This window comes from Bradyrhizobium sp. RT6a (assembly GCF_040547675.1).
Classification (GTDB): Bacteria; Pseudomonadota; Alphaproteobacteria; order Rhizobiales; family Xanthobacteraceae; genus Bradyrhizobium.
On sequence record NZ_JBEPQC010000001.1, the window covers coordinates 1497039 to 1511853 of the forward strand.

Below are 14815 nucleotides of genomic sequence, written 5' to 3' on the forward strand. Positions count from 1 at the left end.
GCCCCCGTTTGCTGCCGGTTGGCTATTTTCCGCCGCCCAGCGAGTGGACGTAAACTGCCATCGCCTTGATGGTGGCGGGATCGAGCCGCCCTTCCCAGGCCGGCATCACACCCGCGCGGCCCTGGCTGATGGTCTCGATCAGCGACGCCTCGTCCGAACCATAGAGCCAGATCTTGTCGGTCAGGTTGGGAGCGCCCATCTCCGGGTTGCCCTTGCCGCCGTCGCCATGGCAGGCGACGCAATTCTCCGCGAAGATCTTCTCGCCCTTGGCCGCGTCATAGCCCTTGCGGGTCGGAAGGCCCGACAATGCCCGGACATAGTTGGCGGCCGTGACGATGTCGTCCGGCTTCAGCACGCCGTCCTTGCCGAAGGCGAGCATCTGGCCTTCATGCGTCTTGGCGTGCCCGGAACGTGCGCCGAACTGGATGGTCTGCATGATCTGGTCGAGCGATCCGCCCCACAGCCAGTCGTCGTCGTTCAGGTTCGGATAGCCCTTGGCACCGGCGCCGCCTGAGCCGTGACATGGCGCGCAATTGTCGCCGAACACGGTCTTGCCCTTGGCGCGCGCGAGCGCGAGCAACGCCGGATCCTTCTCGATGTCGGCGAGCGAGGCCGCGCCCAGCGCAACCATCTTGGCTCCGCGGATCTTCTCGAGGTTGGCGAGCTCGACCGCGACGTCGGCGCGCGTCGAGTAGCCGAACAGGCCCGTGGTATTGCTGGAGACCAGCGGCCAGGCCGGATACACGATCCAGTAGCCGATCGCCCAGACGATGGTGAGGTAGAACGTGATTACCCACCAGCGCGGCAGCGGCGTGTTGAGCTCCTTGATGCCGTCCCACTCGTGTCCGGTCGTGGTCCTCCCGGAGACAGGATCGATGTCGCTATGATGATCGGTCATGATCTCTTACTCCTCCCGCAACGGCAGGTGTGCCGCTTCGTCGAAAGCTGCCTTGTTACGGGGCCAGAATGCGTAGGCGATGATCGCGAGAAAGATCGCGACGAACACCGGCGTCCAGATCGTGGTCACGAGACCGGACGCGAGATTGTCGAGTGTCAGGATGGCTTTCATCGTAGGTGCCTTCTCAGCGAAGATTGGCTTTCTCGTTGTAGATCTTGAAGTCGACCAGCGTGCCGAGCATCTGGAGATAGGCGATCAGCGCGTCCATCTCGGTCGGCGTGCCGGTCTTGCCGTCGAAGTTGCGCACCACGGCCTTGGCGTAGCGCTTGGTGAAAGCGTCGGAGCCGGCATTGTCAGGATCGGCCTGGGCCCTCATGTCAGCGCCCGCGTTGGCGATCTGGTCGTCGGTGTAGGGCGTGCCGACGGTCCGCAGCGTGCGCATGTGGTCGGCGATCGTGTCCGGATCGACCTCGGTCTTGCTGAGGAACGGATAGCCCGGCATCACCGACTGCGGCACGATTGCGCGCGGGTTGGTCAGATGGGTGACGTGCCAATCGTCGGAATATTTGGCGCCGACGCGGGCAAGATCGGGACCGGTGCGCTTCGAGCCCCACTGGAACGGATGATCGTACATGCTCTCGGCGGCCAGCGAGAAATGACCGTAGCGCTCGACCTCGTCGCGCAAGGGGCGGATCATCTGCGAATGGCAGAGATAGCAACCCTCGCGGATGTAGACGTTGCGCCCGGCGAGCTCCAGCGGCGTATACGGCCTGATCCCGTCGACCGCCTCGATCGTGCTTTTGAGGTAGAACAGCGGGGTGATCTCGACGAGACCGCCGATCGCGATTACCAGCAGGATGCCGACGATCAGGATGATCGAGTTCTTTTCGAAGATTTGGTGGCGTGTCCAGAACGACATAGAAAACTCCTCATTCCGCCGGCTGAAGAGCGACGGGCATCTGGACTTCCTGTTCGCCGACGCGAACGGTCATCCAGAGATTATAGGCCATGATCAGCGCGCCAATCAGGAACAGCCCGCCGCCGGCAGCGCGGATGATGTAGAAGGGATGCATCGCCTCGACGGTCTCGATGAAGGAATATTCGAGGAATCCGAGCGAGGTGTAGGCGCGCCACATCAGGCCCTGGAGGATGCCGGACACCCACATCGCCGAGATGTAGAGGACGATACCCAGCGTCGCGATCCAGAAGTGCCAGTTGACGAGCTTAAGGCTGTAGAGGCCCTTGCGATTCCAGATCCAGGGTACCAGGCAGTAGAGCGCGCCAAAGGAGACGAAACCGACCCAGCCGAGCGCGCCGGAGTGCACGTGGCCGATGGTCCAGTCGGTGTAGTGGCTGAGCGAGTTGACCACCTTGATCGACATCATCGGGCCTTCGAAGGTCGACATGCCGTAGAATGCGACGGAGACGACGAGCATGCGCAGCACGGGATCGGTGCGCAGCTTGTCCCAGGCGCCCGACAGCGTCATCAGGCCGTTGATCATGCCGCCCCAGGACGGCATCCACAGCATGATCGAGAAGGTCATGCCGAGCGTCTGGGTCCAGTCCGGCAGCGCCGTGTAGTGCAGATGGTGCGGGCCGGCCCAGATGTAGAGGAAGATCAGCGCCCAGAAGTGGATGATCGAGAGGCGGTAGGAGTAGATCGGCCGCTCGGCGCGCTTCGGAATGAAGTAGTACATGATGGCGAGGAAGCCGGCGGTGAGAAAGAAGCCGACCGCGTTGTGGCCATACCACCACTGGAACATGGCGTCCTGGATGCCGCCCCAGGCGATGTAGGACTTCGAGCCGAACACCGAAACCGGCAGCGCCGGGTTGTTGCCGAGATGCAGGACCGCAATCGTCACGATGAAGGCGAGATAGAACCAGTTCGCGACGAAGATGTGCGGCTCCTTGCGCTTGATGATCGTGGCAAGGAAAACCAGCAGATAGGTGACCCAGACGATGGTCAGCCACAGGTCGGAGTACCATTCCGGCTCGGCATATTCCTTCGACTGGGTGACGCCGAGCAGATAGCCGGTACCGGCGATCAGGATGAAGAAATTGTAGCCGACGACGACGAACCAGGGCGCGAGATCGCCTGCAAGGCGAACGCGGCAGCTCTTCTGGACGACGTAGAAGGAGGTCGCGATCAGGACGTTGCCGCCGAAGGCGAAAATCACCGCGGACGTGTGCAGCGGACGCAGGCGGCCGAAGCTGGTCCAGGGCAGATCGAAGTTCAGCGCCGGCCACGCCAGTTGCGAGGCGATGATGAGACCGACGAGAAAGCCGGCAATGCCCCAGAACATCGCCATGACGGAGGAGAACTTGATCGGCCCCATGTTGTAATTGGGCCGGCCGTTGATCTCCGCAGGCGGCAGCGCCGCCGGCCGGTCGAGGTAGCGGTTGATGATGCAGAAGACCGCGGCCAGGCTCGCCGCCGCGCTCAGCGCGGCGTGGAAGGCAAAAGGCGCATCGAGCGCCTTGGCCGAGGCAATCACGCAGAGGAAGGCGGTGACCGCGAACACGACAGCCAGGCCGCTTTCACCTGACGTCATGGACTTGGAGATGGAGGGCTGGCTCATGCGGATTCTCTCTGAAAGAACACAGGGCCAGAAACCACATTCACCCTCGCGGGGAATTGATTGAAATCAAGGGAGATGGATTTCTGTTAATGTGGGCGATCCGGCGCCAGTTGCAGTGCCCTCTCCCCTTGCGGGAGAGGGCAGCGAGGACGGCGCGGCAATCTCATTTGGGTGAGGGGTTGGCGCCGCATCAAAAGTTTTTCCGCGGATAGAACCCCTCATCCGGCGCTTCGCGCCACCTTCTCCCGCAAGGGGAGAAGGGAAGAAAAAGAATCCTCCGTAGAATCACGCAGCCGCCTTCTCACTCCCGTGCCGTCGCCTTGAGCGCTGCGATGACGTTCTCGCGAGCGACGATTCCGACCAGCCTCTGCGCGCCATTGAGCACGATGATGCTCCTGATGCGGTGCTCGACCATGATCTGGAGCACGCGCGTCAGCCGCGTGTCGGGGCTGACATAGATAAAGTCGGGCGTCATGACGTCGCCGATTTTACGGCTCATCAGGTCGTGATAGCGCGGCAGCATCTGGCTCGGCGTGAAGGCGAAGCACTTCAGGATGTCGAACTTGGTGACGATGCCGACGACCTGCCCGTCGTCCTCGACGGGATAGGAATTGAAATCGTCGCGTTCGAACATCTCGCTGAGCGCGAGCAGGTCGAGGTCGCGCCTCACCGTCTTGACGTCGTGCGTCATGTGGCCGTCGACGGTCTGTTCAAGGAATCTGTACACGGCGCGTCCTTTTTGATTCGTCTCCAGCGTCAGTGCGACAGCAGCACGCAGCGGGCAGATTGAGTGACCAGATATTGGGTGACGCCGCCGAGGATCAGTTCGCGGAAGCGCGAATGGCCGTAGGCACCGGCGACGATCAGGCTGGCGCCGACATCGCCGGCAATTTTCTCCAGTTGCCCGGCGACGGTTTCGTTCCGGGCCGCTTCGGAAACGCGCGCGATCGCGGTCACGCCATGACGGGCAAGCCACGCCGTCACGTCGGTCACGCCAGCGACCGCGGCGGGGCGGTCGCCGTCGCCTTCGGGAATTGCGACGACGGTGACATCCCTGGCCTTGCGCAGTAGCGGCAGCGCATCGGCCAGCGCCCGCCGCGCTTCCGGCGTATCCTTCCACGCAACCAGGACACTGCGCAGATCGAGCCAGTTGACGCCATCAGGCACGACCAGGATCGGCCGGCCGGCTTGCATCACCAGATCCTTTGGGCTCGCGAGCGCGAAGGCGTCGGAAAAGGCCGGGCTCTGCCCGCCGGTGACGACGATATCGGCGCAACGCGCGTGGGCGAACGTAAAGCGCGCCGGGAAATCCATGGCGCTGCGCCATTCCACATGCCCGCCGCGATTCCTGATCGCGGCGCGGAATTGCGCCTCGAGCTCGCCCAGACGTCGCTTGACCGAGGCTTCTCCCTCATCGATCAGTCCCTGCGCTGCGGCGCCATCGCTGAAATAGAGCGGCGGGGCGAACTGCCCCGCAGCAACGCCGATGATCGACGCTTCAAATCGTTCGGCAAGCTCGCCCGCGACCTGAAGCCGCGCCCCGTTGGGCTGATCAAGCGCCAAGCTGACCATAACGGTCGCGTATGTCATCGAGATTCTCCGAGGCAATGGGCTTTGATCCGATCGTAAGCCCGCCGCCGCCTGGCAGGATGAGATAGATCAAACCTTGGATCACCGCGCCGGAGTGGAATCTGCCAATGGTATAAGACATCGGAACTTGCCTCCGGCCCCTCCTTGGGTACATTGCCGACGGTAACGCTGTGCGGTTCCCCGCATCAGAATGGGAGTGATCGTTTGGCGCCGACCCGTGTGATTCATCCGCAAGATGACGGCCGGGGCGAACATTTCCGCGTTCGAATCGAAGGATTTGGCGTCGGGACCTGGGATCTCGATCTCAACACACTGGAATTGGAGTGGTCGGAGACGGCCAGAATCCTGTTCGGGATCGAACCTGACCAAACGGTGAGTTACGCGCTGTTCCTGTCCCGTCTCGAACCGAACGACCGCGGGCGGATCGAGAGTGCGATCCGACACGTCTCCGAACGGGGCGGCAGCTTCGACGTGTCGTTCAAGGTCGCGAGCGCGTCGGGCAGAGCGCAGTGGATCCGCGCCCGCGCGGGGCTGATTCGGGACGAAGCCGGCGCCGCCCGACATCTCAGCGGTATCTTTCTCGATGTCGACGAGGAGAAGCAGGTCGAGGAGGCCCTTCGCACCCGCGAGAATCACCTCCGCTCGATCCTGCAGACGATTCCCGACGCCATGATCGTCATCGACGGCCACGGCATCATCCAGTTGTTCAGCTCGGCGGCCGAGCGCCTGTTCGGCTGGGCCGAGCCGGAGGTGATCGGCCAGAACGTGCGCATCCTGATGCCGGAGCCCGACAGCTCCCGTCACGACGGCTACATCGCGCGCTACCGCACCACCAGCGACCCGCACATCATCGGCATCGGCCGCATCGTGACCGGAAAGCGTCGCGACAGCACGACCTTCCCGATGCACCTGTCGATCGGCGAGATGCAGTCGGGCGGCGAGCCCTATTTCACCGGTTTCGTCCGCGATCTTACCGAGCATCAGAAAACCCAGGCGCGGCTCCAGGAATTGCAGTCCGAGCTCGTCCACGTCTCTCGGTTGAGCGCGATGGGCGAAATGGCGTCCGCGCTCGCTCACGAACTCAACCAGCCGCTGGCAGCGATCAGCAACTACATGAAGGGGTCGCGGCGGCTGCTCGCCGGAAGCCAGGATCCGAATACGCCGAAGATCGAGAGCGCGCTGGACCGCGCCGCCGAGCAGGCGCTGCGCGCCGGCCAGATCATCCGCCGCTTGCGCGACTTTGTCTCCCGCGGCGAATCCGAGAAAAGGGTCGAGAGCCTGTCCAAGCTGATCGAGGAGGCTGGCGCGCTCGGGCTCGCCGGCGCGCGCGAGCAGAACGTACAGCTCCGTTTCGGCCTCAATCCAAATGCCGATCTCGTGCTCGCCGACCGGGTGCAAATCCAGCAGGTGCTGGTCAACCTCTTCCGCAACGCGCTGGAAGCGATGGCGCAGTCGCCACGGCGCGAGCTCGTCGTCACCAACACCCGCGTCGCCGACGACATGATCGAGATCGAGGTCTCCGATACCGGCTCCGGCTTCCAGGACGACGTCATGCCAAACCTGTTTCAGACTTTTTTCACCACCAAGGACACCGGCATGGGCGTGGGACTGTCCATCAGCCGCTCGATCGTCGAGGCTCACGGCGGCCGGATGTGGGCCGAGAGCAACGCATCGGGTGGGGCGACATTCCGCTTCACGTTGCCGGCAGCCGACGAGAACTGATCCATGACGACCAAGGGAATCATCTACGTCATTGACGACGACGAGGCGATGCGGGATTCGCTGAATTTCCTGCTGGATTCAGCTGGCTTCGGCGTCACACTGTTCGACAACGCGCAGAGTTTTCTCGACGCCCTGCCTGGCCTCGCCTTCGGCTGCGTCGTCTCCGATGTGCGGATGCCCGGCATCGATGGGATCGAGCTTCTCAAGCGCCTGAAGGCGCAGCGCAGCCGGTTTCCAATCCTGATCATGACCGGCCATGGCGACGTGCCGCTCGCGGTCGAGGCGATGAAACTCGGTGCCATGGATTTCCTGGAAAAGCCGTTCGAAGATGACCGCCTCATCGCCATGATCGAATCCGCGATCCGCGAGGGCGAGCCGGCGGCCAGGAACGAGGCCATGGCCCAGGACGTCGCCGCTCGCGTCGCTTCCCTGAGCCCCAGGGAACGCCAGGTCATGGAAGGGCTGATCGCGGGCCTATCCAACAAGCTGATCGCCCGCGAGTACGACATCAGCCCGCGCACCATCGAGGTCTACCGGGCCAATGTGATGACCAAGATGCAGGCCAACAGCCTGTCGGAACTGGTGCGGCTGGCCATGCGGGCCGGAATGCTCAACGATTGAAGTCACCAGGATTGAGGCAAGTCAAAACCGGTCGCTCGCCCTGTGCTACCAGATCGGAATGATTGCGATCAGCTCCCATCCTGAGCGGCTCCCGATGTCGTCACCCGCAAAGCCAAGCATCTATGTGGTCGACGACGATGCCGCTGTGCTCGGCTCGCTGAGGTTTTTGCTGGAAACCGACGGTTTTGCCGTGCGGACCTTCAGGAACGCCACGGCGCTGCTCAATGCGGCGAGCCCGTCCGGTGCAGACTGTTACGTGATCGACTACAAAATGCCCGACATCAACGGCATCGAGCTGGCCGGGCGACTGCGCCAGTCCGAGGGCGATACCCCGGTGATCCTGATCACCGGCTATCCCGACCCGAATATCTCGGCCCGGGCGGCGGCCGCAGGCGTAAATGAAGTGATTCTGAAGCCGCTTCTGGACGAAAACCTGGTCAAGCGCATTCGCCACGCCATCCAGAACCGGGTCCATAGCTGACCTACGGGATTCTACGTAAGGCGACCTCCTTAAGATATCTCGCGAAATTTTCGAGGCACCCGATACCGCGTACCAAGGCGTCATCACAACGGAGATGGCGCAGATGCTGACCCAGACCTTCAACACCCCGGCGATCACCACCCAGATCGGTGGCAAGATCGCACCCGCCCATCCCGTCTCAGACCAGTTCGGCGCGATTGCCGGCCATGTCGGCCTCGTTGCCACCGAGTTCTCCTACCGCAAGGAAGAGGAGATCTATGGTGAGGACGAGCCGGCCGAGTATGTCTATCAGGTCGTTACCGGCGCCGTGCGCAGCTACAAGCTTCTCTCCGACGGCCGCCGCCAGATCGGCTCCTTCCACCTTCCCGGCGACGTATTCGGCCTCGAATCCGGCACCACCCACCGCCTTGCTGCTGAAGCTATCATCGACACCACGGTGCGCCTCGTGAAGCGCGCGAGCCTCGAGAAGGCCGCAGCCACCGACGTCCAGGTCGCCCGCAAGCTCTGGGCCATGACCGCTGGCGAGCTTCGCCACGCCGAAGACCACATGCTGCTGCTGGGCCGCAAGACCGCGATGGAGCGCGTCGCAACCTTCCTGCTCGAAATGGACCGCCGCCTCGCGGTTGCCGGCATGATGGCGCTGCCGATGTGCCGCCGCGACATCGGCGACTATCTCGGTCTCACGCTCGAGACCGTCTCGCGCGCGCTGTCGCAGCTTCATGCCCAGGGCATTCTCGGCTTCTCGGGCGCCCGCCAGATCGTGCTGCGCAACCGGGCACGCCTGCACAATCTCGACGCCTGATCTCCCCTCTTCCACCCGCTCATGGCCGGCTGAATTAGCCGGCCATTTCTTTTGCTGCGATCATGCCCCTGCGCCGCGTCTCCGGCATCACAAGCAGAATAAGCAGAAGTCCCGTCGCGGCGACGCCAGATAGCCCCATGAACGCCGTGGCATTGCCGAACTTGTCGCTGACATAGCCGCCAAGCGCGGTGCTCAGCGACGCGCCGATGCCCATTGCCGTGCCGACGATGCCCTGCGCGAGGTTGAAATGGCCGCTGCCGAAGGCGACGTCGGCCACGATCAGCGGGATCATCACCGCGAACACCGCCGCGGTGAGACCGTCGAACACCTGCACCAGCACCAGCAGATACGGATCGCGCACGGTCGCGAACAGCAGACCGCGAATCGTCAGCGCCGCGAATCCGATCAGCAGCAGCGGCCTGCGGCCCCACGCTTGCGCCTTGCGCCCGACGCTCGGCGACAGCAGCGCCACGATCGCCTGCGGCACGACGATGCAAAAAGCGACGAGCACCGTCGCCCACTCGCTCGATCGCGCCGTCACCGCGCTTGCCATCAGCGGCATCATCGAGGCGTTCGCGAGCTGCAACAAGAGCACGCTGAGCGCAAAGACAATGAGCGGCCGCTGCCGGATCAGATGCCAGATATTGGTGTCGCCGCGTTCCTTCGCCTCGCGCGGCATCTCGCCGTGACAGCGGGCGATGTCGACCTCATGCTCCCGGATGCGAGAGAGTGCGATCAAAGTCGGAATCGCGAGCAGAAAGGTGACCAGGAATACCGAGCGGCTCGACAGCAGATAGCCGGCCGTTCCCATCACCGCAGCCGCAACGCCGTTGCCAAGCGAAGCGAAGCGCGCGTTCCGGCCGAGACGCTCGCCTATCGCGAGCGGGCCGACCAGACCGAGGCTGATCGCCGCGATCGCCGGTCCGAGCACGCAGCTTGCTGCCGCGTGCAAGGTGGCCGCAGCCACCACCACGGGGAAGATCGGCATTGCCGCATAGGCAAGCGCGCAGCAGCCGATGGTGGCGATCGCGAGGCCTGCGACCAGCCGCTCGGATTTCGCGGCATCGATGATGGCGCCGCCCGGCATCTGGCCGATCAGGGCAACGATGCCGCCGATCGACAGCACGAGGCCGATCTCGACCTGGGTCCATTTCTGGGTCGTCAGATAAACTGCGATGAACGGCCCGAATCCGGTCTGCACGTCGGCGAGGAAGAAGATGAACCAGTCGAGGCCGCGCAGGCTCTGGCGCGACGGCGCCGGGATGCCGGCAGGCGACGGCACCGAGAATTTGTCCTGCTCAACGCGGCCCTCGCGATCCGCATGATTCGGCTTTCTCGACAACAGCACCGGCGGCCATTCCTCCCCGCGCCTCACTGAACAGCTTGCAGTGGCTGCAGGCTGCCGGACGCGCCGAGCACCACCATCGGCGTGTCCTCCTTGTATTCCGGCGCGGCTGCGACCTGTGCCTTGGTCAATTCCAGCGTGATGCTGTCCTTCTTGTTGACGATCTTGCCGAACCGCATCGCGTTCCAGTCCACCACGATCTTGCGGCTGCCGACGCCGAGGAAGCCGCCGAAATCGATCACGGCAGCGCGCACGTGCCCACTCCGATCGACGATGACGTCGACGATGCGGCCCATGTCCTCGTTCGCCGCGCTGAGCACGTCACGTCCAAGCACACCGTGCGCGTCGCTCGCGCCGATGATCGTGACCGACGGCGGTGGCGCGGCATTCTTTGGCGTGACGGGGACGGATGACGCCGGCGGCTGCACCGTCGGCGGTGCATTCGCTTCAGTCGCGGGTGCGGGCGCCTGCTCCGCGGCGCGTGACACGGCGAGCGTCATCCCGACGACCATAACGACGCCCAGGGCCAACCATCCGGCGGTACGCATGCACCCTCCTCCCGGCGCGCCGCTAGCGCGCCAGCACGATCGAAACCTGGATCTGGCCACGCGTACGCAGCACCTCCAGCGCCACGTCGTCGCCATGGCGGCTGACGCGCAGGTCCACGCTGGACTCGCCCAGACGCAGATCGCGCAAGATCACCTCGTGCAGAAACGCCGGCAGATGCGGATTGCGCAGCCGGATCTCGCCGCGCGCCACGTCGAACTCGATGCCCAGCGCCGCCTCCAGCAGCGTGAACGCCGTTGCGCTGGCCCAGGCCTGCGGCGCGCAGGCAACCGGATAGAGCGTCGGGCCGCGCCGCTTCTCGCGCCGGAAACCGCAGAACAATTCGGGCAACCGGCGCAGGTCCATGTAGGTCGCGGCGTCGAACAGTCCCTTGAAGACATGCGCGACCGAATGCTTGAGCCCGTAGCGCGCGAGCCCGAGCGCGATCAGCGCATTGTCGTGCGGCCAGATCGACCCGTCATGATAGGACATCGGGTTGTAACGCACCTCGCCGACAGCGACGGTGCGGATGCCCCACCCCGAAAAGAAATGCGGCCGCATCAAATCGGCGGCGACGAGCCGCGCGCGATCCTCGCGGATCATGCCGCTGAACAGGATCTGGCCGGCGTTCGAGGTCCGCACCTTGCACGGCCGCTTCTTGCCGTCGAGCGCAAGCGCATAGGTGCCGAGCTCCTCGCACCAGAACGCGGCCTCGAAACGCTCGGCCAGCGTCTTGGCCTCGGCCTCGAGCTTCCTGGCGAGATCAGGCTTGCCGAGCCGAAGCGCGCAACGCGCGGCGAGCCGCTTGGCGGCAAAGACGTAACCTTGCACCTCGGCGAGCGCGAGATTGCCTTCCGCAAGCTGGCCATCGGCATGGAAGATCGCGTCGTAGGAATCCTTCCAGCCCTGGTTGGCGAGGCCCTTTTCCGTGGCGCGCTGATATTCGACGAAGCCGTCCTTGTCGGGATCACCGGGGCCGTCGATCCAGGCCAACCCCGCTTCGATGGCCGGCCACAGCTCTGTCAAGGTCTTCTCGTCGCCGGTGCGCTCGAAATAGCTTCCTGCCAGCAGGACGAACAAGGCCGTGGAATCGACGCTGCCGTAATATTGCGCGAACGGCACCTCGCGCAGCGCCGCCATCTCGCCGCCGCGCATCTCATGCAGGATCTTGCCGGGCGCGGCATCGGCGAGCGGATCGACCGCTTTGGCCTGGAAATGGGCCAGCCGCCGCAGCACGCCCTTGGCGATCCGCGGATCGACCCACAGCATCTGCAGCGCGGTGATCAGCCCGTCGCGGCCGAACGTCGTCGAGTACCAGGGAATCCCCGCATAGGGATAGCGGCCCTGCGGCGTCTCCGTCATCAGCATGTTGAGGTCGGCCATGGCCTGGCACAGCACCTCGTTGAAGATGTTGTTGGAGGTCTCGATGCTGGCGGCCCCCATCGTCGATCGGCGCATCTCGCGGCGGTGGGCGAGCAGGCTTCTGAAAAAGCGCGCCGGCTTCTCCGCGACCGGCCGGTTGCAGGACACGGCCACGAACAGGGATTTCGACTCATGCGGGTCGAGTTCGAGCTGCCAGGTCGCGGCATTCACCGACAACTTCGTCGGGCGCGGATCGAAATGCAGGCTGGTGGTGCGCTCGGCGTCATCGAGACCGCGGTAGTCGAACAGCACGTCGGTCGGTCCCAACAGCCGGCTCGAGCCGATGCCGCGGCGCGGGCGCCGCTCGCCGCGGACTTCGAACAGATCGGCGAAATCGTTGTCGAACAGCAGTGTCAGCGCGAAGGCAGCCGGGCGGTCGCCGTGATTCTGCACGCCGATGCGCTGATAAGCGGTGCCGCGCCACAGGAAGATCGTGCGCACGATGTGCAGCAGGTCCTTTTGCAGCACGAGACTGCCCTGCCGGTAGATGTCTGGATTGGTGAGATCGACGGTCAGGGCCGAATTGTCGTCGCGCAGATTCGAGCCCAGCAGCAACGGCTGGAGATCGTCGAGCACGAGCTCGAGCCTCGCAAGGTAGCGCGTGTCGTGATGGAACAGGCCATCGGGCCCGCCGGCCGACGCGCCGATGTCGCCATGGCTGTCGAGCACGATGAAGGTGTCGTCGTGCTTGAGCGAACGCCGCGGCCGCGCCGACGGTCCCGTCATCGGAATATAGAAAGGCTGCTCCGCGACCTGGTCCACGGTCCGCGTCACGGAGACGAATTGGGTAACGGCTTCAGCCGACATCAGCAGCTCCCCTGCGCTTGTTTCGACACGCAACCGACTCGAACGCGACTGTTGGTTTACGCGGCGGCTTGGGCGAGCCGGCTCATTTCCTGCGTGACCAGCTCACGATAGGGCCCGTGGCCCTGCATCAGACGCTCGGGCGACCCGTCCTCGATGATCTTACCACCCCTCAACACGACCACGCGATCGAAATTGCGCAGGGTCGCGAGACGATGGGCGATCGCGATGACCGTGCGGCCGCGCATCAGCCGCGACAACGCCTCGCGGATCGCCTCTTCGGATTCGCTGTCGAGCGCGGCGGTCGCCTCGTCCAGCAGCAGGATCGGCGCGTCCTTCAGGAAGGCGCGCGCGATCGCGATGCGCTGGCGCTGACCGCCGGACATCTTGACGCCGCGGTCGCCGACCATGGTGTCGAGACCACCAGGCAGGCTTTCGACGAAATCGCAGCGCGCCGCAATCGCCGCACGCAGCACCTCGTCGTCGGTCGCGTTCGGGCGACCATAGCGGATGTTTTCGCGAATCGAGCGGTGGAACAGCGAGATGTCCTGCGGCACGACAGAGATCGCCTCGCGCAGGCTCAGCTGCGTCACCTTGGAAATGTCCTGACCGTCGATGGTGATGCTGCCCTCGTCGGTATCGTAGAAGCGCTGCAGCAGCGTGAACAGCGTCGACTTGCCGCCGCCGGACTGGCCGACCAGGCCGACACGCTGGCCTGGTTGCAGGCGCAGGCTGAATCGTTCGAAGATCTTCGCAGCCCCGGGATAGCCGAAAGTGACATTGTTGAACGCGATCGCCGCGCCACTCTTCACCAGTGGCTCGGCCTCGGGGTGGTCGCGCAATTCATGCGGCACCAGCAGCGTGGCGATCGCCTCGGTCAGCCGCGCAACGTGCTGGGTGACGTCGACCAACGCCACCGCGAGATCGCGCGTCGCGTTCAAAATAGAGAGACCGAGGGTGCAGACCAGCACGACGTCGCCCGTGGTCGCCCGGCCATCCTGCCAGAGCATGATCGCCCAGGCCATCAGGGCGATCGTGAGCACGACAGTGACGCCGGCATGGATAAGCCGCAGCTTCTCCAGATAGCGCAGGCTGCGGCCGCGCGCGGTGAGCTCCCGGTTCACAGTCGCGTCGAAGCGCTCATGCTCGTGCCCGATGCCGCAGAAGGCGCGGACCAGCGGCATGTTGCTGATGACGTCGATCATCTCGCCGTCGACGACGGCGGCCTTGTCGGCGAAGTCGTCATGCAGCGGCTTTCCCGCGGCAGCGAGGCGGAACATCGCAAGCACCATGCCGCCGGCAATCACCATCAGGCCGAGTGCCATATAGGGACTGACGGTTCCAATCAGTGCGATTGCGGCAACCGTTGCGATGCACGGCGGCAGCACATTCCAGACGAACATGTTTTCGACCGTAAACACCGCATTCGACGTCGCCGTGATGCGGCTGGTCAGCATGCCGGGCATGCGGTCGGAGAAGTAGCTCGGCGCGTGGCCGGTCAGATGACGAAATATGTCACGGCGTAAATCACCCGTGACACGGACGAAGGTGAAGCTGGCCGTCCAGCTCGCGACCCGCCAAAGGAAATTGTCGGCGGCGATCAGCGTCATGAGGAAAATGAATGCCAGCCATACGTTCCCACCATGCGAAGCGCCGGCCGACAAGCTGTCGACGAGGGATTTGACGCCATACTGAGTGCCTACGGAGCAGGCAACGGCCGCCACCACAGCGGTCAGGATCACGAGATGCGACGCAAGGCGACGCCGAAGATAGCGCAAAACAAAGGCAAACGGCCGGTGCGCGTATCCAGAAAGATGATCCATGTGACTATCGACCCCGTCGTGATGATTCAAACTTTTGTTGTTAGCCGACTGAACATCGGCCACTTGCCTCGGTTCCCGGGCACACTCATCACGACATGCGGATGCGGGCGTTCTGCGAAGATGTGATGGCAGCATCGCGACGAGCATCCGACGTGTCGAATAAGTAACGTTCTGGAGAAGGA

General features: G+C 64.0%; 14 protein-coding genes. 4 read left to right on the top strand and 10 right to left on the bottom strand.

Annotated features, from left to right (window positions below):
• Nucleotides 1-22: 22 nt before the first annotated feature.
• The 6 genes from ccoP to ABIC03_RS07135 form a co-directional block, all read right to left on the bottom strand.
• On the bottom strand, nucleotides 23-898 hold the full coding sequence (ccoP, locus tag ABIC03_RS07110) for a cytochrome-c oxidase, cbb3-type subunit III (protein ID WP_354056661.1): 876 nt from the start codon (nucleotides 896-898) through the stop codon (nucleotides 23-25).
• Nucleotides 899-904: 6 nt separating this feature from the next.
• Complete coding sequence (locus ABIC03_RS07115; protein WP_015687703.1) at nucleotides 905-1069, bottom strand: CcoQ/FixQ family Cbb3-type cytochrome c oxidase assembly chaperone; 165 nt, start codon at nucleotides 1067-1069, stop codon at nucleotides 905-907.
• 13 nt (nucleotides 1070-1082) lie between these two features.
• Entirely contained in the window at nucleotides 1083-1817 is a 735-nt protein-coding gene (gene ccoO, locus ABIC03_RS07120) for a cytochrome-c oxidase, cbb3-type subunit II (RefSeq protein ID WP_354056665.1), read from the bottom strand.
• 10 nt (nucleotides 1818-1827) lie between these two features.
• A complete protein-coding gene (gene ccoN / locus ABIC03_RS07125; protein ID WP_275170410.1) occupies nucleotides 1828-3477 on the bottom strand; it encodes a cytochrome-c oxidase, cbb3-type subunit I in 1650 nt (549 codons plus the stop codon).
• 301 nt (nucleotides 3478-3778) lie between these two features.
• Nucleotides 3779-4204, bottom strand: coding sequence for a CBS domain-containing protein (locus tag ABIC03_RS07130; RefSeq protein WP_354056668.1), 426 nt, complete (start codon nucleotides 4202-4204; stop codon nucleotides 3779-3781).
• 29 nt (nucleotides 4205-4233) lie between these two features.
• Nucleotides 4234-5067: a universal stress protein gene (locus ABIC03_RS07135; protein WP_354056670.1), complete on the bottom strand. Its 834-nt coding sequence runs from the start codon at nucleotides 5065-5067 to the stop codon at nucleotides 4234-4236.
• A 204-nt stretch (nucleotides 5068-5271) separates the two neighbouring features.
• Here ABIC03_RS07135 and fixL point away from each other — a divergent pair, with 204 nt between their 5' ends.
• The 4 genes from fixL (at nucleotide 5272) to ABIC03_RS07155 (ending at nucleotide 8693) form a co-directional block, all read left to right on the top strand.
• Nucleotides 5272-6789: a sensor protein FixL gene (gene fixL / locus ABIC03_RS07140; RefSeq protein ID WP_354056672.1), complete on the top strand. Its 1518-nt coding sequence runs from the start codon at nucleotides 5272-5274 to the stop codon at nucleotides 6787-6789.
• Nucleotides 6790-6792: 3 nt separating this feature from the next.
• The gene (gene fixJ, locus ABIC03_RS07145) at nucleotides 6793-7410 is read left to right on the top strand and encodes a response regulator FixJ (RefSeq protein ID WP_275170406.1); all 618 of its coding nucleotides are present in this window, start codon (nucleotides 6793-6795) and stop codon (nucleotides 7408-7410) included.
• Nucleotides 7411-7468: 58 nt separating this feature from the next.
• The gene (locus tag ABIC03_RS07150; RefSeq protein ID WP_275170405.1) at nucleotides 7469-7891 is read left to right on the top strand and encodes a response regulator; all 423 of its coding nucleotides are present in this window, start codon (nucleotides 7469-7471) and stop codon (nucleotides 7889-7891) included.
• A 103-nt stretch (nucleotides 7892-7994) separates the two neighbouring features.
• Nucleotides 7995-8693: a helix-turn-helix domain-containing protein gene (locus ABIC03_RS07155; protein WP_275170404.1), complete on the top strand. Its 699-nt coding sequence runs from the start codon at nucleotides 7995-7997 to the stop codon at nucleotides 8691-8693.
• A gap of 34 nt (nucleotides 8694-8727) precedes the next feature.
• Here the strand turns inward: ABIC03_RS07155 and ABIC03_RS07160 are convergent, their stop codons facing one another.
• The 4 genes from ABIC03_RS07160 to ABIC03_RS07175 are packed head-to-tail and all read right to left on the bottom strand — an operon-like array spanning nucleotide 8728 to nucleotide 14633.
• Nucleotides 8728-10041 carry an MFS transporter gene (locus ABIC03_RS07160; RefSeq protein ID WP_354056675.1) on the bottom strand — a complete coding sequence of 438 codons (1314 nt, stop codon included), beginning with the start codon at nucleotides 10039-10041 and terminating at the stop codon, nucleotides 8728-8730.
• Nucleotides 10042-10064: 23 nt separating this feature from the next.
• Nucleotides 10065-10586 (bottom strand): PRC-barrel domain-containing protein, encoded by a 522-nt coding sequence (locus ABIC03_RS07165; protein WP_275170402.1) that lies wholly within the window; start codon nucleotides 10584-10586, stop codon nucleotides 10065-10067.
• Between the two features lie 22 nt (nucleotides 10587-10608).
• A complete protein-coding gene (locus tag ABIC03_RS07170; protein ID WP_354056677.1) occupies nucleotides 10609-12813 on the bottom strand; it encodes an amylo-alpha-1,6-glucosidase in 2205 nt (734 codons plus the stop codon).
• A 56-nt stretch (nucleotides 12814-12869) separates the two neighbouring features.
• Nucleotides 12870-14633 carry an ABC transporter ATP-binding protein gene (locus ABIC03_RS07175; RefSeq protein ID WP_354057531.1) on the bottom strand — a complete coding sequence of 588 codons (1764 nt, stop codon included), beginning with the start codon at nucleotides 14631-14633 and terminating at the stop codon, nucleotides 12870-12872.
• Nucleotides 14634-14815 lie beyond the last annotated feature (182 nt).